The sequence below is a fragment of the Fulvimarina uroteuthidis genome (genome assembly GCF_034321785.1).
GTDB classification, from domain to species: Bacteria; Pseudomonadota; Alphaproteobacteria; order Rhizobiales; family Rhizobiaceae; genus Fulvimarina; species Fulvimarina uroteuthidis.
Window position 1 is genome coordinate 451743 of sequence record NZ_JAXLPB010000003.1, and the last position, 14513, is coordinate 466255.

Genomic DNA, 14513 nt, shown 5'->3' on the forward strand with positions numbered 1-14513 from the left:
CCGCGCCGATCATTCCGCTCTGAAGGGTGGGAATGCCTCGGCTGCGGCGCTGGCCGAACCGATCGCATGGCAAGAGCGCCGGCCGCATTGATCTGGATCAATGCGGCCGGGGCAGCGATCATGAACAGTCGGGGTGTCGAACGGTTCGACCAGGAGTTTCAAACCATCATGCACGGCGACGTCGTCATCCTTCACCGCAAGCCCGGCATGACCCAGATGGCGATCGGCACCCATGTGCCGCGGGCGAGCCTCTCCGAGCAGTTCGTCGATTTGCTCGACCAGCAGGAGCGCCTCTGCGACCAGCTCGAGGCGGTCGCCGATGAATTGCCGAACGGCGTGTGCTGGCTGCGCTGCGACAGGCTCGCCAGCAGTCTCGGCCTCGCCGTGCGCAAGGCGCACCGGTTCGAGGAGGAACGCATCTTTCCGCTCCTGTCGAAGGGCGCGAACGCAGACGACGGGATCGTCCAGTCGATCGCGCGCCTGGAATGGGAACATATGGAGGACGAGAGCTATGCCGACGAGATCGCGGAAGCCATCTCGATGCGGCGGCTGCAGACCCTCGAGACCTCCCGGAGCGAGGGGCTCGGCTACATGCTTCGCGGCTTCTTCGAATCCATGCGCCGGCACATCGCCTTCGAGCGGGAATGCGTTCTGCCGCGCCTTATCGCCAGCGAGACGGGTCCGACCCACGTCTGACCGGCCCCGTGCGCACGTCTCATGCGTCTGGCCGGCCGGCGGTCACCGTTTCGGTCCTGGCGACGTGAGCCGCGGCGTTTGCGAAATCGACCGCGCGGCGACAGCCCTTTTTCGCCGCATCAGGCGTCAGCCAGGCCATCCGGCTCGCTCAGCTTGCCGCGCAGGCAGCCTTGAGCCGTTCGACGTTCGGCACGATCACCGTGCGGTTCATCTCGATCTCGATGATGTTCGCCTTGCGCAACTTGGTGAGCTGGCGCGACACGGTCTCGATGGTCAGGCCGAGAAAATCGGCGATGTCGGCACGCTTCAACGGAAGATCGAAGCGGATGCCGCCATGGACGAGGTCGACCTCCGGATCGATATGGGTGGCGATCAGATAGAGGAAGCTCGCGACCTTTTCGGCCGCCGTCCGGCGCCCAAGCGTCAGCATCCAGTCGCGCGCTTCGTCGAGTTCTTTCAGCGATTGCTCGTAAAGCCGGCGGCCGAGATCGGGCGATTCGTCGATCATGTCCTCCAGCACCTTGCGCGGGAACGAGCAGACCCGGATATCGGTGGCGGCCTCGGCGGAATATTCGTTGCTTGCCTTGAAGGGGCGGCCCAGAAAATCGGGCGCGAACTGCAGGCTGACAATCTGCTGGCGCCCGTCCGGCATCAGCTTGGTGAGCTTCACCACACCTGAAAGAATGTTGGAATAGGTCGTGACCGGTTGCTGGGGAGCGATCACCTCGACATTTTCCCGCAGCACATGCTTGTGCGTGTGCCTGCTCAGCCGCTGCAACTGATCGGGATCGAGGCCGCCGCAAATTCCCTTGTGTCGCGCTTCGCAGGCGCGGCAGAGCAATGGAATATCCGAATTGTGAATATCCAGACGCCTGCCGTCCTGCGCGTCCGCGCCGGAGCGGACAGCCCCCGTCAAAGGATCCGTGCGGGTTCTATCGGTGCTCATGGCCCGTTTGTAGACGAGATCGGACGATCCTGAAAGCGATCGCCTGTTCAAGAGGCCGGGCCGGGCGGCCCGAACGCTTGCCCAGAGGCGCGATCGTCTTCACGAAGGCAGCAGAAGTGCCTGCATCGCGCAAGGAAACGTCGCGTTCTCCCTTGCGGAAGAAGGGGCGGTTTTCGTTGCGGCCGCTCAACGTCGGGCGGATGGTCCGGCGGCGTTCGCCGCGCGGTCTTGGTTCCGCGCCGCGTCCTCTCACATGACCTGTCATCGAAGCTGGAAGCGGATCGGCACCGAGAAGCTCATCGTGCTGCGACCGGCCGCGGGCGGGATCGGCGGAAACGGCGAGGCGCGACCGATCGTATCGACCGCCGCCCGGTCGATCAGCGCGTTGCCCGATGAGCGCACGAGCCGGATGCCGGATGCGCCGCCCCGGGCGTTCACGGTGAAGGAAACGGTTGCGGTGCCCTGCGCCCCCTGACGACGCGCGGACGCGGGATAGCGCTGAGCGCTGCGGATGCGCGCCAGCACCTGACCGGAATAGTTGGACCGGGCCGCCGACGCATTGGCGCCCGAACCTTGCCCACCCGACCGGGCCGCCCGCCCGTTGTCGCGCGAGCCTCGCTGCGCGTTCGCCTGCTGGCGTCCACGATCGCCGCTGCGCGATTGCGTGCGCTCGCTGCGCGGCGCTTCGGCCCGTTCCTGCCGCCGGGCCCGCTCCCGCCGTTCCGGCGTCCTTTCCGGCTCTTCCTGCGCAACGCGCCGCGGCGGCGGGTTCGGACGCCGCGTCGGAAGCGGCACGCCCTCCGGCTGCGGCGCCATCGCCTCCACCGTCTCGGTGACGGGCGCGACGCTCGGCGCCTCCGGCTCGACGGCTGCGATCTCGGCGGTCTCGGCGACGTCGCTCGCCTCCGGCGGCGTCTCGGCGACCGGTTCGCTCGGTGCGGGCGCAAGATCGGGCGCGGTCTCGGCGACGACGGTTTGCGCCGGGTTGGTTTGCGCCGGGACGGTGTCGGCGACGGCTTCGGCCGTCTCGACTGGCTCGGCAGCCTTGAGGGTTTCCGTCGTCTCGGCGGCGGTCGCCGTTTCGGCCTCGCCGGTATTCTCGCCCGCCGCGAGCGCGTCGAAGGGATCTCCGGAGACGGCGAGTTCCAGACCGGGCCCGCCTTCGATCATCGGCGGTTCCTCCATGCTCGAGGCCGCCGTCAGCCAGAGGGCCGCGCCTGCGTGGAGGGCGAGAGAGGCCATGATGGCCGATGCGAACGCGCGGCGCGACAAGGCCATGTCAAAGACTCCCGCCGGACCGCGTGACGATCCGGGTCTCGTAGCCAGCTTCGCGCATGGCGCGCAGGAAGGCGATCAGCTCCACGGCCGGAAGGTTTCGGTCGGCCACGACCGAGACCGGGGCGGCCGTCGCCATCGCGTTCTGCGAACCACGGTTCCCCGCGGGGGCGGCGCTGGTCTGCCCGAGGACGCCGAACAGTGCGTCCCGCGTGAGCGTTCGGCCGCCATAGCGCATTTCGCCCTGCGCGGTGATCGCGACCGGGCCAGCGGGCGGACGGGTGCCTTCGGCCTCGCTCGTGCGGATCAGTTCGATATCGCCGTCGCCCTGGGCCGCAATCGACCCGGCGAGGAGGAAGAAGATCAGCATCAGAAAGACGATGTTGATCAGCGCGATCGTCGGATCCTGGCCGCAGCGTTTGACGGGTCTTTGAAGGTTCATGGCAATGATCCGGACATGCGGTCAGTCGGCGACGGAGATCGCGGCGAAACCGGCGCGGCGCGCCGCTTCCACGGCGCCGACAAGGGTCTGGCTGACGGCACCTTCGTCGGCCTTGACGAGAAGCGTGGTGCCGCCTGCCTCGCGCAGGACCTTGAGGCGCTCGACGATGGACGCCGGCTCGACGCTCTCGCCATTGATCGTGATCGCACCTTCGGCGCCCGCGCGCAAAAGCACGTCGGGGACCGAACCTGCGCCCGCGCCGCGGGGAGCGGGCGGCGCGATGTCCACCTGCTGGTGACGCACGAAGGTGGATGTCAGCATGAAGAAGAGCAGCAGAAGGAAGATGACGTCGATCAGCGACGTCATCGACAGTGCCGCTCGTCGTGACCGTTTGACGCCAAGCCGCATGGGGTTCACTCGCCGGGTGCGAGCCCGGCCTTCGCCGGAACCGCTGCGAGATCGGGCGTGGTGGACTGGCCCCGCGTTCCGGGGGTCCGTTCGGTCGCCCGGCGCGTGAAGATCGCGGCGATCGACGTCTCCATCGCCACACGCTCGTTCTCGATGCGGCCATCGAACCAGGTCGTCAGAAGCTGCGAGGGCATGGCCACCGCAAGGCCGACGGCGGTCGTCAGAAGCGCGACCCAGATGCCGCCGGCAAGCTGAGAGGGGTCGATGTCGGCGCCTGCGGTCTGCATTGCCTGAAACGCCTCGATCATGCCGAGCACCGTTCCGAACAATCCGAGCAGCGGCGCGATCTGGGCGATCGCTTCCAGAAGGCGCAAGCCCGCCGAGAGTGAATGCAACCGTTCGGTCGCGATCCGCTGGACGTCTTCCTCGATCGTCTGTCTGGCGAGCGATCGGTTCATCGCGCCGCGGATCGCCGATGCGACCACCCCGGACACGACGCCGCTCCCCCTTTCGGCAAGCGTCAGCGCGCCGTTCATATCGCCGCGGACCCACGCCTCGACCGCCTGGTCGCTGGCGCGCCGTTTCCCGACGCCCTCGCGCGCGAACTGCCAGAGCTTGAGAAGAACCACCGCGAACGCGACCACCGACAGAACCGCCAGTATCAGGACCACGAAACCGCCGAGCTCGTAGAGCTTGGCGACCGGCTGAAGAAGCAGGGAAGCATTCATCGGAAACATCGCTGGAAAGGAGGGAAGGGAACGTGGTTTTCGCCGCTCAGAGTCCGAAGGCGACGTCGGTGCGCGAGGAGGCCGACAGGGCCGAGGCGCATGCCCCTTCCGCGACGCCCTCGCCCTCGCAGGCCGAGACGTCGTTGACCAGAATCCGGGCGATCGAATCGCAGGGCGCGTTCGGCAGATTGAACTCACGCACCTTCGTGCGGCCTTCCGGCATCGCTCCGAAATCAAGGACCAGCATGCGCTCGATCAGGCCCTCGGGATTGAACAGCACGATCTCGAATGCCGTCTTGGAGAGATCGGAGCCGATCCTGTTCTGCGTCACGAAGCCGAGCCGGCAACCGGCTTCGTTCGCCACCACGCGGTTGAGTTCGATCGACAATACGCTCTTTGCGGGTTCTCGCGGCGGCGACGTCGTCTCCTGCGCCGCCACCGGTCCGGCAAGCGTCAACGCCATCAGGCACGTGATGGCGCACGCGCGCCGCAATGATTTCGAAATCGGCATCGAGGACTCCGCGGAAGGCAACAGGGTTGTGACGCCCCTACATAAAGAAGATAATGATTGTCAAGTTATACGGCGTCCAGAGGGCGATCCTCGCGGCTTTGCGATGCCTCCTCCGACATGCGACACCGCCATTCCGTGAGGGAGGGGTAGCCCTGGCCAGAGGAGCCGGTGGAAAGGTCGAGCCGCGAACGGGTCATCGGCCCGACGTTCAATCGCCGGCCTGCGACGGTAATATGGATGACAGAGTTCAAGTTTCGTGAGCGCGTCGACGATGCGTCCGGCGTGATGCCGCAGGTCGCCGTTCACAGGCGCACAGGAGGCACGCGCCGCGAGACCGCATCCCGATGCCGCGGCGAATCACCGCATCCTGAGCGTGCGAGATGCAAGGTAAGCGGTCGATCGCAGGCGTCCGGCCTGTCGGTGTCGCGGGGCGGCGTCCCTGCCGCTCGCCTCTTCCATGGAGGCTGTCCGAACGGCCCGCCCGAAGCGGCGATGCAAGCCAAGGTCGCGTCTGCGGCCGGGTGTTCTCGATCGGATTTCACGTTTAAGGCACGCCTTGCCGATCCATGCGAGCGATGAGAACCAGGGCCGATGAGAGCGTATGCCGTCAAGGAGATCTTCTACACCTTGCAGGGCGAAGGCAGGAATGCCGGACGGGCGGCGGTGTTCTGCCGGTTCGCCGGCTGCAATCTGTGGTCGGGCCGCGAACAGGACCGCGCAAGCGCGGTCTGCACGTTCTGCGACACCGACTTTGTCGGAACGAACGGGAGCCTCGGCGGTCGATACGAGACCGCCGCAAAACTGGCGTCCACCATCGGATCCGCGTGGGGGGCCTGGGGCGAAGGGGCGGGCGAGACGCCCCTTGTCGTCCTCACCGGCGGGGAGCCGCTTCTTCAAGTCGACGCGGACCTCGTCGATGCGCTCCATTCGGTCGGCTTCGAAATTGCGGTCGAATCGAACGGCACGATCGATCCGCCGGGCGGGATCGACTGGCTCTGCATCAGCCCGAAGGCGGGCGCGCGGCTCGTCGTCACCCGAGGCGACGAGCTGAAGCTCGTCTATCCCCAGACAGGCGCCGAACCCGAGGCGTACGTCCATCTGCGCTTCGACAATTTTCTGCTGCAGCCGATGGACGGTCCCGAAGTCGAGGCGAATACGGCCGCGGCGATCGCCTACTGCATGGCGCACCCACGTTGGCGCCTCACCCTCCAGACGCACAAGATGCTGGGAATTCGATGAAGATCACGCAAGCATTCACCTTCGAGGCGGCGCACCGCCTGCCCAAGGTTCCCGAGACCCATCGCTGCTTCCGCATGCACGGTCATTCCTATCGCGTCGAACTCTGTCTCGAAGGCGACGTCGACCCCGAAACCGGGTTCGTCGTCGACTTCTTCGATGTGGAGGCGGGGTTCGGTCCGCTTCTCGAACAGCTCGACCATCACTGCCTGAACGAGGTGGAGGGGCTCCACAATCCGACGGCCGAGAACATCGCGGTCTGGATCTGGCGGCGCGCGAGCCTCGCGCTTCCGCAACTCCGGTCCGTGAAGGTCTTCGAAACCCCGCACTGCTGGGCCGAATACGAAGGGCGATGACCATGTCCGATGGGACCTCCGCGCTCGTCCTGTTCTCGGGCGGGCAGGATTCGACCACCTGCCTTGCCTGGGCGCTCGAGCGCTACGCGCATGTCGAGACGATCGGCTTCGACTATGGCCAGCGCCACCGGGCGGAACTCGATGTGCGTCCCGTGATTCTCGACGCGATGCGGGCCCGGTTTCCGGCCTGGGGCGAAAAGCTCGGCGAGGATCATCTGATCGATCTCGGTGTTCTGGGGCAGATCAGCGAGACCGCGCTTACCCAGTCGTCCGCGATCGAGATGCAGGAAAACGGCTTGCCGAACACCTTCGTGCCTGGGCGAAACCTTCTGTTCCTGACCTTCGCCGGTGCGCTCGCCTATCGGCGCGGCGCCCGGCATATCGTGGCCGGCGTCTGCGAGACCGACTTCTCCGGCTATCCCGACTGCCGGGACGACACGATCAAGGCGGTGCAACTCTCCCTGAACCTCGGCATGGACAAGCGCTTCGTGATCCACACGCCCCTCATGTGGATCGACAAGGCCGAGACCTGGGCACTGGCGTACCGCCTCGGCCAAACCGGCTTCGTCGATCTGGTGCGCGAACACACCCACACCTGCTATCTCAACGACCGGACCCATCGTCACGACTGGGGCTATGGATGCGGCACGTGTCCCGCCTGCGATCTGCGCGCCAAAGGTTGGATCGCCTACCGCAACGCCGAAGCTTCCTGATCCGGTCGAGATCGCGCTGAAGGCCGGCCGATCGGACGCACGGGCCCTGCCTGTCCCGCTGCCGATCGCAAGACGGACGCGGCGGTTCACGGCGCCGGCAAAGCCCGTGTCCGCATGGCGTCACCGGGTCGCGGCGAGCGAGACGCTCTTGATCTGCGCGACGACGCGGTCGTCCGCGCGCAGATCGAGGCTTGCGACGGATCGACGGGAGACGCGCGCGACGAAGTGCGCGGATCCGTCCGTGGCCAGGGAAAGGCGCACATTGGCCTCCGCCGCGCCCATCGGGTCGATACCGACGATCCTGGCCGGTACCAGATTGAGAATACTCGATTGCGTCGCGCGGTCCCGGGCGAGGCTGACATCGCTTGCGACGATTCGAACGCGGACCGTCTGGTTAACGTCCAGCCCGTCGCCGATCGCGAGGATCTCGGTGCCGAAGACGTCGATCGCCGCAAGGCCGTCCGGATCGACGCGCGTGACCGTGCCGGCGAGAACGGCGGCGAAGTCGCGCGAACGGCCGAAGGGCAGGTTCGGATCGGTCAGGGCCTCGTTCAGAGGGCTTGCATGGACGACACGGCCGTCCTTGAGCACGACGAGATGGTCGGCGAGCCGCTCGACCTCGGCGATGTCGTGGGTGACGAGCAGGACCGGTATCGACAGGTTCGCGTGCAGCGCCTCGAAATAGGGAAGGATCTCGTCCTTCGCCATGCGGTCGAGCGCGGACAGCGGCTCGTCCATCAGCAGAAGCCGGGGCTGCGAAAGAAGCGCCCGGCCGATCGACACGCGCTGGCGCTCGCCGCCGGACAGATGGGCCGGGTCACGGTCGACGAGATGGGACAGGCCTAGAAGGTCGACCACGTCGTCGAAGCGTATGGCGCCGCTCGAGCCGGCCGCGCGATCGCGCCCGTAGACGAGGTTGCGGCGGACGGACAGATGCGGAAACAGGCTCGGTTCCTGGAAGACATAGCCGACCGGACGCTCGTGCGGCGGGCGGAAACTGCGCGAATTCTGCCAGACATCGGTTCCGATGGCGATCGCTCCGGGAATGTGCCTGAGGCCGGCGACGGACCGCAGGATCGTCGTCTTGCCGCAACCGGAGGGTCCGAACAGTGCGGTGATGCCGCGCATCGGTGCCTGAAACGCGACATCCAGCATGAAGCTGCCGAGACGACCCTCAAGGTTCACCATGATGGACTGCGCGCTCGTCTGCATCAGAACGTCCGCTGGCCCGAGCGCCGTGTCAGCATCGACACGGTGAGGATCACGATGAAGCTGAAGACCAGCATTCCCAGCGAAAGGATGTGCGCCTCGCGCCACCGCAGCGTCTCGACGAAGTCGTAGATCGCCACGGACAGCACCTTCGTCTCGCCGGGAATATTGCCGCCGATCATCAGGATGACGCCGAACTCGCCCACCGTATGGGCAAAGCCGAGCACCGCCCCGGTCAGGAATCCGGGTTTTGCGAGCGGCACGGCGACGCTCAGGAAGCGATCACCGGGCGAGGCCCTCAAGGTCGCGGCCACCTCCAGCGGCCGCTCGCCGATCGCCTCGAACGCATTGCGGATCGGCTGGACCACGAAGGGCATGGAGTAGAGCACGGACCCGAACACGAGCCCCTCGAAGGTAAAGGCGAAGGTGCGCAGGCCCACCAGCCCGCCGAAGAGCCCGCCGAGACCGTCGGGTCCCAGCACGATGAGGAGGTAGAATCCGAGAACGGTCGGCGGCAGCACCAGCGGCAGGGCGACGATGGTCGCGACGATCTCCTTCCAGCGGGACGTCGATTGCGCCAGCCACCAGGCGATCGGGGTGCCGACGACGAGAAGCAGCACGGTCGTGATCGCCGCAAGTTCCAGCGTCAGGCGGATGGGCGACCAGATGTCGGCTGTCAGCATGTTCGCCTGTCTCTCCCGTCAACGCCCATGGCCGAGCGCCCGGCGGCCGAGCTCATCGATCGATCGCATAGCCGTATTTCTCAATAATCGCGGCGGCTTCGTCGCCTTTGAGAAACGCGACGAAGGCGGCCGCGGCCGGATTGGCTTCGCCGGTCTTCAGGAGCACCGCATCCTGGCGGATCGGCGCATAGAGATCGCGCGGTACGATCCAGCGGGATCCTGTTTCGGCTTGCGAGACCTGCCCGAGCGCCACGAAGCCAACCTCGGCGTTGCCCGTCTCGACGAACTGATAGGCCTGGCCGATGTTCTGGCCCTGAACGATCCTGGACTTCAAGGCGTCGTAAACGTCGAGCGCCCGCATCGTCTCGACGGCCGCAACGCCATAGGGCGCGGTGTCGGGATTGGCGATGGCGATGCGGTCGAACGTCCCGGCCTCGAGCGTCTCCGGCCCGGTCACCACGCCGGCCTCGCCGGAATAGAGAACGAGGCGACCGATGGCGTAGGTGAAGACGCTGCCTGGAACACCGTAGCCCTCTTCGACGGCGCGCGTCGGACGTTCGTCGTCGGCGGCGAGGAAGACCTCGAACGGCGCACCCTGCGCGATCTGCGCGTAGAGCTGGCCCGTTGCCCCGAACGACAGGACCGCCTCGTGGTCGCCGGCGTTCGCGAATGCCGCCGCGATCTCGCTCGCGGCATCGGTGAAGTTCGCCGCGACCGCCACGTTCGTCGTGTCGGACCTTGCAACGTCCGGTGTCGCGCAGACCAGAACGACGGCCGATAGGGGTCCGGCGAGGATTCTGAGCATGGGATTTCCCTGGTATACCCATTGAGACATATCGATGGGGATAGCCCCGGATCGGCATCCCAGCAAGCGACATTCCCGTCGAGGCCTTTCGAGGGGGATGACTCAAGGCCTCGATCGGAGCGCCGCGCGCACCGTGCGAGAGGTCGTGCCCGCCCTTGCGGCCTGCCGCAGCGGGCACGCGTCTGCCCGCCTCACCGCGAATGTGGCGGGCTCGAACCTAGTCTCCGTCGCAAGACATATCGGCATCGAGGTTCGTCGAACCGGTTGGACCGGTTTTGCCCATCGCGCCTGAATCCCGGTGATACCAGCTCTCGCGGGGCGGTCTGTCGTGAGCCGGGTCGGCGGCGGCAGACCCGGTACAGGTCGGGCCGATCTTTTGCCTTCGATTCGACCGGGGTGGCGACAATATGCAGGTTTGGTGACCGTTCCGTTACGTGTTTTTAAGACATTGTTCTTATCACTGGTTAAAATCTCGCGCCGCTGACGGAAGGTCGCTGTCGAGAGAGATCGATCGGCCAGGGGGTTGGGGTTCACATGCTATTCCAGAATTACAGTATTTCGCGGAAGTTGACGGCCGCGTTCGCAATCTTGATCCTCATCGCGATGGTGATGGGCGGCATCGTCTATACGCAGCTTGTCGCGATCGCGTCGGCGAACCACAACATGACTCATCATCGTGCGATCGCATCGGACATGCGGGATATCAGAATGGATCTCTCCCGTATGGAGGCGGGCATGCGCGGCTACCTGTTGACGGGCGAGTCCCGCTATACCAATGCGATGGCCAAGCGGCTCGAATCCATCACCTCCCGTCTTGCGGGGCTGAGGCAGACCGCGCCGGAGCGTGTCGCCGAACTCGACAAGATCACGGCCACCGTGAGCGCCTGGCACGCGAATGTCGTCACCCCTGCCGTGGCCGCGATCGGCACGGAGGGCGGCCTCGAGCGCGCCTTGCGGCTGATCAGGTCCGACGAAGCGGACGCATGGATCAACGCGGCCGAGGAAGCCATCGATTCCGTTCTGGCAACGGAAAACGACGCACTGACCGAAGGATCGGCCACCCAGCTTCAGGCGGGCGTGTCGGCGACCGCGGCCCTCATCATCGGCACCGCGGTGCTGATACTTTCGACCTGGGCCATGGGCTGGCTTCTTTCCCGCCTGATCGCACACCCGATCGCCACCATGACCGGCACCATGCGGCGTCTGGCATCCGGCGACAAGACCGTTGTCGTGCCGGGCGTGGACCGCAAGGACGAGATCGGCGAGATGGCGGGCGCGGTCCAGGTGTTCAAGGTTCAGGCGGTCGAGCGCGAGCGCCTCGAGCACGAAGCGCAGTCCTCGCGCGCCTCGGAGGCGGAGAGCGCCAGGCGTCAGGCCGACCTTGAGAATGCGAAGGCGGAGGACCTGCGCAATTTCATGGGCGTCGTCGACCATAGTTTCGACCGCCTGTCGGGCGGTGATCTGACCGTGCGCATGGAGGGCAAGGTGGCACCGGAATTCGAGCCGATCCGGGCCAAGTTCAACCTGTCCGTCGAAGCGTTGGAAGGGGCGATCGGGCAGGTGGTGTCCTCGGTCGGTTCGATTCGCGACGGGCTTGGCGAGATCACCACGGCGTCGAACGATCTGGCCAAGCGGACCGAGCAGCAAGCCGCGAGCCTCGAGCAGACAGTCGCCGCTCTCGGCCAGGTGACGAACGCCGTGAACGAGACCGCCGATGGCGCGGGCAACGCGCAGAAGGTGGCCGATACCGCACGCCAGAAGGCCGAGAAGGGCGGCGACATCGTCAGGAAGGCGGTGACGGCCATGAGCCAGATCGAGGCTTCCTCCAACCAGATCAACCAGATCATCAGCGTCATCGACGAGATCGCCTTCCAGACCAATCTCCTTGCGCTGAACGCCGGCGTCGAGGCGGCGCGGGCGGGCGAAGCGGGAAGAGGCTTTGCGGTGGTCGCGCAGGAAGTGCGTGGTCTTGCCCAGCGCTCGGCGGAAGCGGCCAAGGAGATCAAGAGCCTGATCATCACCTCGCGCGAGCAGGTGGGGCACGGCGTCGAGTTCGTCACCGCATCCGGTCAGTCCCTCGACGAGATCGTCGCGGAAGTCACCTCGATGACGCAGGTCATCGCGACGATCGCCTCGTCGGCCCGTGAACAGGCGACGAGCCTTCGGGAAGTCTCGACGGCGGCCGACCATATGGACAGGGTCACCCAGCAGAACGCGGCCATGGTCGAGCAATCGACGGCGGCGGCCCAGATTTTGTCGCAGGAAACCGACCAGCTGGCGGCCACCATGGCCAAGTTCCGCACGTCGGACATGGGCCGGCCGAAGACCGATCCCGTCAGGAGCCGCGCATCCGCCACCGTCCAGACCCATCCCGCACGCACGCCCGTCGCGGTCCAGCAGTTGCGCACCACCGGCTCGGGCGGCGCGGCCCGCAAGCCCGCCCCGATGCAGGCCGAGGAGAGCTGGGAGGAGTTCTGAGCGCCGCATCCCCTCGAACGCCGCCGATCGCCGACGATGTCGGAACGACAGGCCCGCCCGGACAATTGGCGCAACGAAGCGGTTGCCGGGCGATCGGTACACGCCATGCTGAAGGTTCGGATCGGTGCCGAACCTGCGCCTTTCGCAGGCGGGCCGTCAACTGCGCCGGGCGTCCGGCGAAATGAGGATGGGTGGCCCGTCCAAAAGCGCCGTCGGATCGGCCGCCTGGTCCGCGGACGCCTCGCTGCGAACGATCACGTGGCCGTTCGACAGGCGGATCCGGTTCTGGAGAATAAGTTTCAGCGCATGGGGGTAGAGCCGGTGTTCGGCCCGCAACAGCCGGGCGGCGAGGGTTTCGGGCGTATCGTCGGGATCGATCGCGATGGCGGCCTGCGCGATGATGGGCCCCTCATCCATCCCTTCCGAAACGAAGTGAACCGTGCAGCCATGCAGGCGCATGCCGGCGTTCAGCGCGCGGGCATGGGTCTCGAGCCCCGGAAACAATGGCAGCAGGGATGGATGGATGTTGATCATCCGGCCGGAGAAATGGCGAACGAAATCGGCCGTCAGAAGGCGCATATAGCCGGCCAGGCAGACGATGTCGGGCTTCATCGCCTCGAGTTCCGCCTTGACGGCGGCATCGTGGTCTTCGCGGCTTTCGTAGGTCGTATGGTCGACGACGCTTGCCGGAATGTCGTAGAGCGAGGCGGTTTCGAGACCTTTCGCGTCCGGCCGGTTTGACACGACCCCGACGATCCGGCCCGGAAAGCTCGGATCCATGCAGGCGGCGATGAGGGCGCCCATATTGGTGCCGCGCCCGGAAATCATGATCGCGACGCGTTTCTTGTCGGGTGCGTTGCTCAAAGCGACAGCTCGCCGTTGAAGGTGACGGCGTCTTTCTTCCGGGGAAGAACGCGCCCGAGCGAGACCACGCTTTCGCCGGCCGACTGGAGGAGGGCGCTGACGGTCGCCGCCTCGCTGTCGGCGACGACGACCACCATGCCGATCCCGCAATTGAAGGTTCGCAGCATTTCCAGCGTCTCGATCCCGCCTTCCCTCGCCAGCCAGCCGAAGACGGCCGGTACCGGGACGGCCGCAAGGTCGAGATCGGCGCCGAGGTGATCGGGCAGGACGCGCGGAATGTTCTCGATGAAACCGCCGCCCGTGATGTGCGCCAGCCCCTTGACGGCATGTGACGCAGCGAACACGTCGAGCAGCGGTTTCACGTAGATGCGCGTCGGCTCCAGAAGTGCCTCGCCGAGCGAGCGGTGCGGCTCGAACGGGGCCGCATCCGCGTAGGACGCGCCGCTCCGCTCGACGATCCGGCGCACCAGCGAATAGCCGTTTGAGTGCACGCCGGAGGATGTCAGCCCCAAAATGACGTCGCCATCGGTAAGATTGCTTGCGGGAAGCAGGCGGTTTCGCTCGACGGCGCCGACCGAAAATCCGGCGAGATCGTAATCGTCGCCGGCATAAAGGCCCGGCATCTCCGCGGTTTCGCCGCCGATCAGCGCGCAGCCGGCCTGGCGGCAGCCCTCCGCTATGCCCTTGACGATCGCCTCGCCCTGGGCCGGATCGAGCTTGCCGGTGGCGAAATAGTCGAGGAAGAACAGGGGTTCCGCCCCCTGCACCACGAGATCGTTGACGCACATCGCGACGAGATCGATCCCGATCGTGTCGTGGCGACCGGCTTCGATCGCCACGCGGAGCTTGGTGCCGACGCCGTCATTGGCGGCGACCAGCAGCGGATCGCTCATGCCGAGCGCCTTCAGATCGAAGAGGCCGCCGAAGCCGCCGATCTCGCCATCGGCGCCCGGCCGACGGGTCGAGCGCACGTGCGGCTTGATCCGCCGGACGAGCTCGTTTCCGGCGTCGATATCGACGCCTGCGTCGCGATAGGTGAGGGGCTTCGGGTCGGCCATCGTCGTCATCCTCGTTTCACGCTGCAGTGCCATGGATGCCCCGTGACGGGCAAGTGACGGTCGGTGCGCAGGGATCGATCGCGCATCCGGCATCCGCTGATGCCC

General features: G+C 66.2%; 16 protein-coding genes. 5 read left to right on the plus strand and 11 right to left on the minus strand.

What is annotated here, in order from left to right:
- Positions 1-66: 66 nt before the first annotated feature.
- On the plus strand, positions 67-696 hold the full coding sequence (locus U0C82_RS11800; RefSeq protein ID WP_322187318.1) for a hemerythrin domain-containing protein: 630 nt from the start codon (positions 67-69) through the stop codon (positions 694-696).
- Positions 697-844: 148 nt separating this feature from the next.
- Here U0C82_RS11800 and U0C82_RS11805 read toward each other — a convergent pair whose 3' ends face one another.
- The 6 genes from U0C82_RS11805 to U0C82_RS11830 all read right to left on the minus strand — a co-directional run bounded on the left by U0C82_RS11805 (position 845) and on the right by U0C82_RS11830 (position 5006).
- Positions 845-1642 carry a Crp/Fnr family transcriptional regulator gene (locus U0C82_RS11805; RefSeq protein WP_322187319.1) on the minus strand — a complete coding sequence of 266 codons (798 nt, stop codon included), beginning with the start codon at positions 1640-1642 and terminating at the stop codon, positions 845-847.
- 261 nt (positions 1643-1903) lie between these two features.
- Entirely contained in the window at positions 1904-2920 is a 1017-nt protein-coding gene (locus U0C82_RS11810; RefSeq protein WP_322187321.1) for an energy transducer TonB, read from the minus strand.
- 1 nt (position 2921) lies between these two features.
- Positions 2922-3359: an ExbD/TolR family protein gene (locus tag U0C82_RS11815; protein WP_322187322.1), complete on the minus strand. Its 438-nt coding sequence runs from the start codon at positions 3357-3359 to the stop codon at positions 2922-2924.
- A gap of 21 nt (positions 3360-3380) precedes the next feature.
- Positions 3381-3725, minus strand: coding sequence for an ExbD/TolR family protein (locus U0C82_RS11820; RefSeq protein WP_416186669.1), 345 nt, complete (start codon positions 3723-3725; stop codon positions 3381-3383).
- A gap of 47 nt (positions 3726-3772) precedes the next feature.
- Positions 3773-4495 (minus strand): MotA/TolQ/ExbB proton channel family protein, encoded by a 723-nt coding sequence (locus U0C82_RS11825; protein WP_322187324.1) that lies wholly within the window; start codon positions 4493-4495, stop codon positions 3773-3775.
- 46 nt (positions 4496-4541) lie between these two features.
- On the minus strand, positions 4542-5006 hold the full coding sequence (locus U0C82_RS11830; protein ID WP_322187325.1) for a hypothetical protein: 465 nt from the start codon (positions 5004-5006) through the stop codon (positions 4542-4544).
- Between the two features lie 591 nt (positions 5007-5597).
- On the opposite strand from U0C82_RS11830, the gene queE reads away from it, so the two are divergent.
- Genes queE through queC form a run of 3 tightly spaced genes read left to right on the plus strand, consistent with a single transcriptional unit; the run spans position 5598 to position 7311 of the window.
- Positions 5598-6245 carry a 7-carboxy-7-deazaguanine synthase gene (gene queE / locus U0C82_RS11835; protein WP_322187326.1) on the plus strand — a complete coding sequence of 216 codons (648 nt, stop codon included), beginning with the start codon at positions 5598-5600 and terminating at the stop codon, positions 6243-6245.
- Positions 6242-6598, plus strand: coding sequence for a 6-carboxytetrahydropterin synthase QueD (gene queD, locus U0C82_RS11840; RefSeq protein WP_322187327.1), 357 nt, complete (start codon positions 6242-6244; stop codon positions 6596-6598). Before queE ends, queD begins: the two co-directional genes overlap by 4 nt.
- A gap of 2 nt (positions 6599-6600) precedes the next feature.
- A complete protein-coding gene (gene queC, locus U0C82_RS11845) occupies positions 6601-7311 on the plus strand; it encodes a 7-cyano-7-deazaguanine synthase QueC (protein WP_322187328.1) in 711 nt (236 codons plus the stop codon).
- A 120-nt stretch (positions 7312-7431) separates the two neighbouring features.
- On the opposite strand, the gene modC is transcribed toward queC, so the two are convergent.
- The 3 genes from modC to modA are packed head-to-tail and all read right to left on the minus strand — an operon-like array spanning position 7432 to position 10008.
- Positions 7432-8523: a molybdenum ABC transporter ATP-binding protein gene (modC, locus tag U0C82_RS11850; protein ID WP_322187329.1), complete on the minus strand. Its 1092-nt coding sequence runs from the start codon at positions 8521-8523 to the stop codon at positions 7432-7434.
- Positions 8523-9203, minus strand: coding sequence for a molybdate ABC transporter permease subunit (modB, locus tag U0C82_RS11855; RefSeq protein WP_322187330.1), 681 nt, complete (start codon positions 9201-9203; stop codon positions 8523-8525). The genes modC and modB overlap by 1 nt, the downstream gene beginning before the upstream one ends.
- A 52-nt stretch (positions 9204-9255) precedes the next feature.
- Entirely contained in the window at positions 9256-10008 is a 753-nt protein-coding gene (gene modA / locus U0C82_RS11860; protein WP_322187331.1) for a molybdate ABC transporter substrate-binding protein, read from the minus strand.
- Positions 10009-10542: 534 nt separating this feature from the next.
- Here modA and U0C82_RS11865 point away from each other — a divergent pair.
- Positions 10543-12486 (plus strand): methyl-accepting chemotaxis protein, encoded by a 1944-nt coding sequence (locus tag U0C82_RS11865; RefSeq protein ID WP_322187332.1) that lies wholly within the window; start codon positions 10543-10545, stop codon positions 12484-12486.
- 156 nt (positions 12487-12642) lie between these two features.
- On the opposite strand, the gene purN is transcribed toward U0C82_RS11865, so the two are convergent.
- Both purN and purM read right to left on the minus strand, forming a co-directional pair.
- Positions 12643-13350: a phosphoribosylglycinamide formyltransferase gene (purN, locus tag U0C82_RS11870; protein WP_322187333.1), complete on the minus strand. Its 708-nt coding sequence runs from the start codon at positions 13348-13350 to the stop codon at positions 12643-12645.
- On the minus strand, positions 13347-14408 hold the full coding sequence (gene purM / locus U0C82_RS11875; RefSeq protein WP_322187334.1) for a phosphoribosylformylglycinamidine cyclo-ligase: 1062 nt from the start codon (positions 14406-14408) through the stop codon (positions 13347-13349). The genes purN and purM overlap by 4 nt, the downstream gene beginning before the upstream one ends.
- Between the last annotated feature and the right edge of the window lie 105 nt (positions 14409-14513).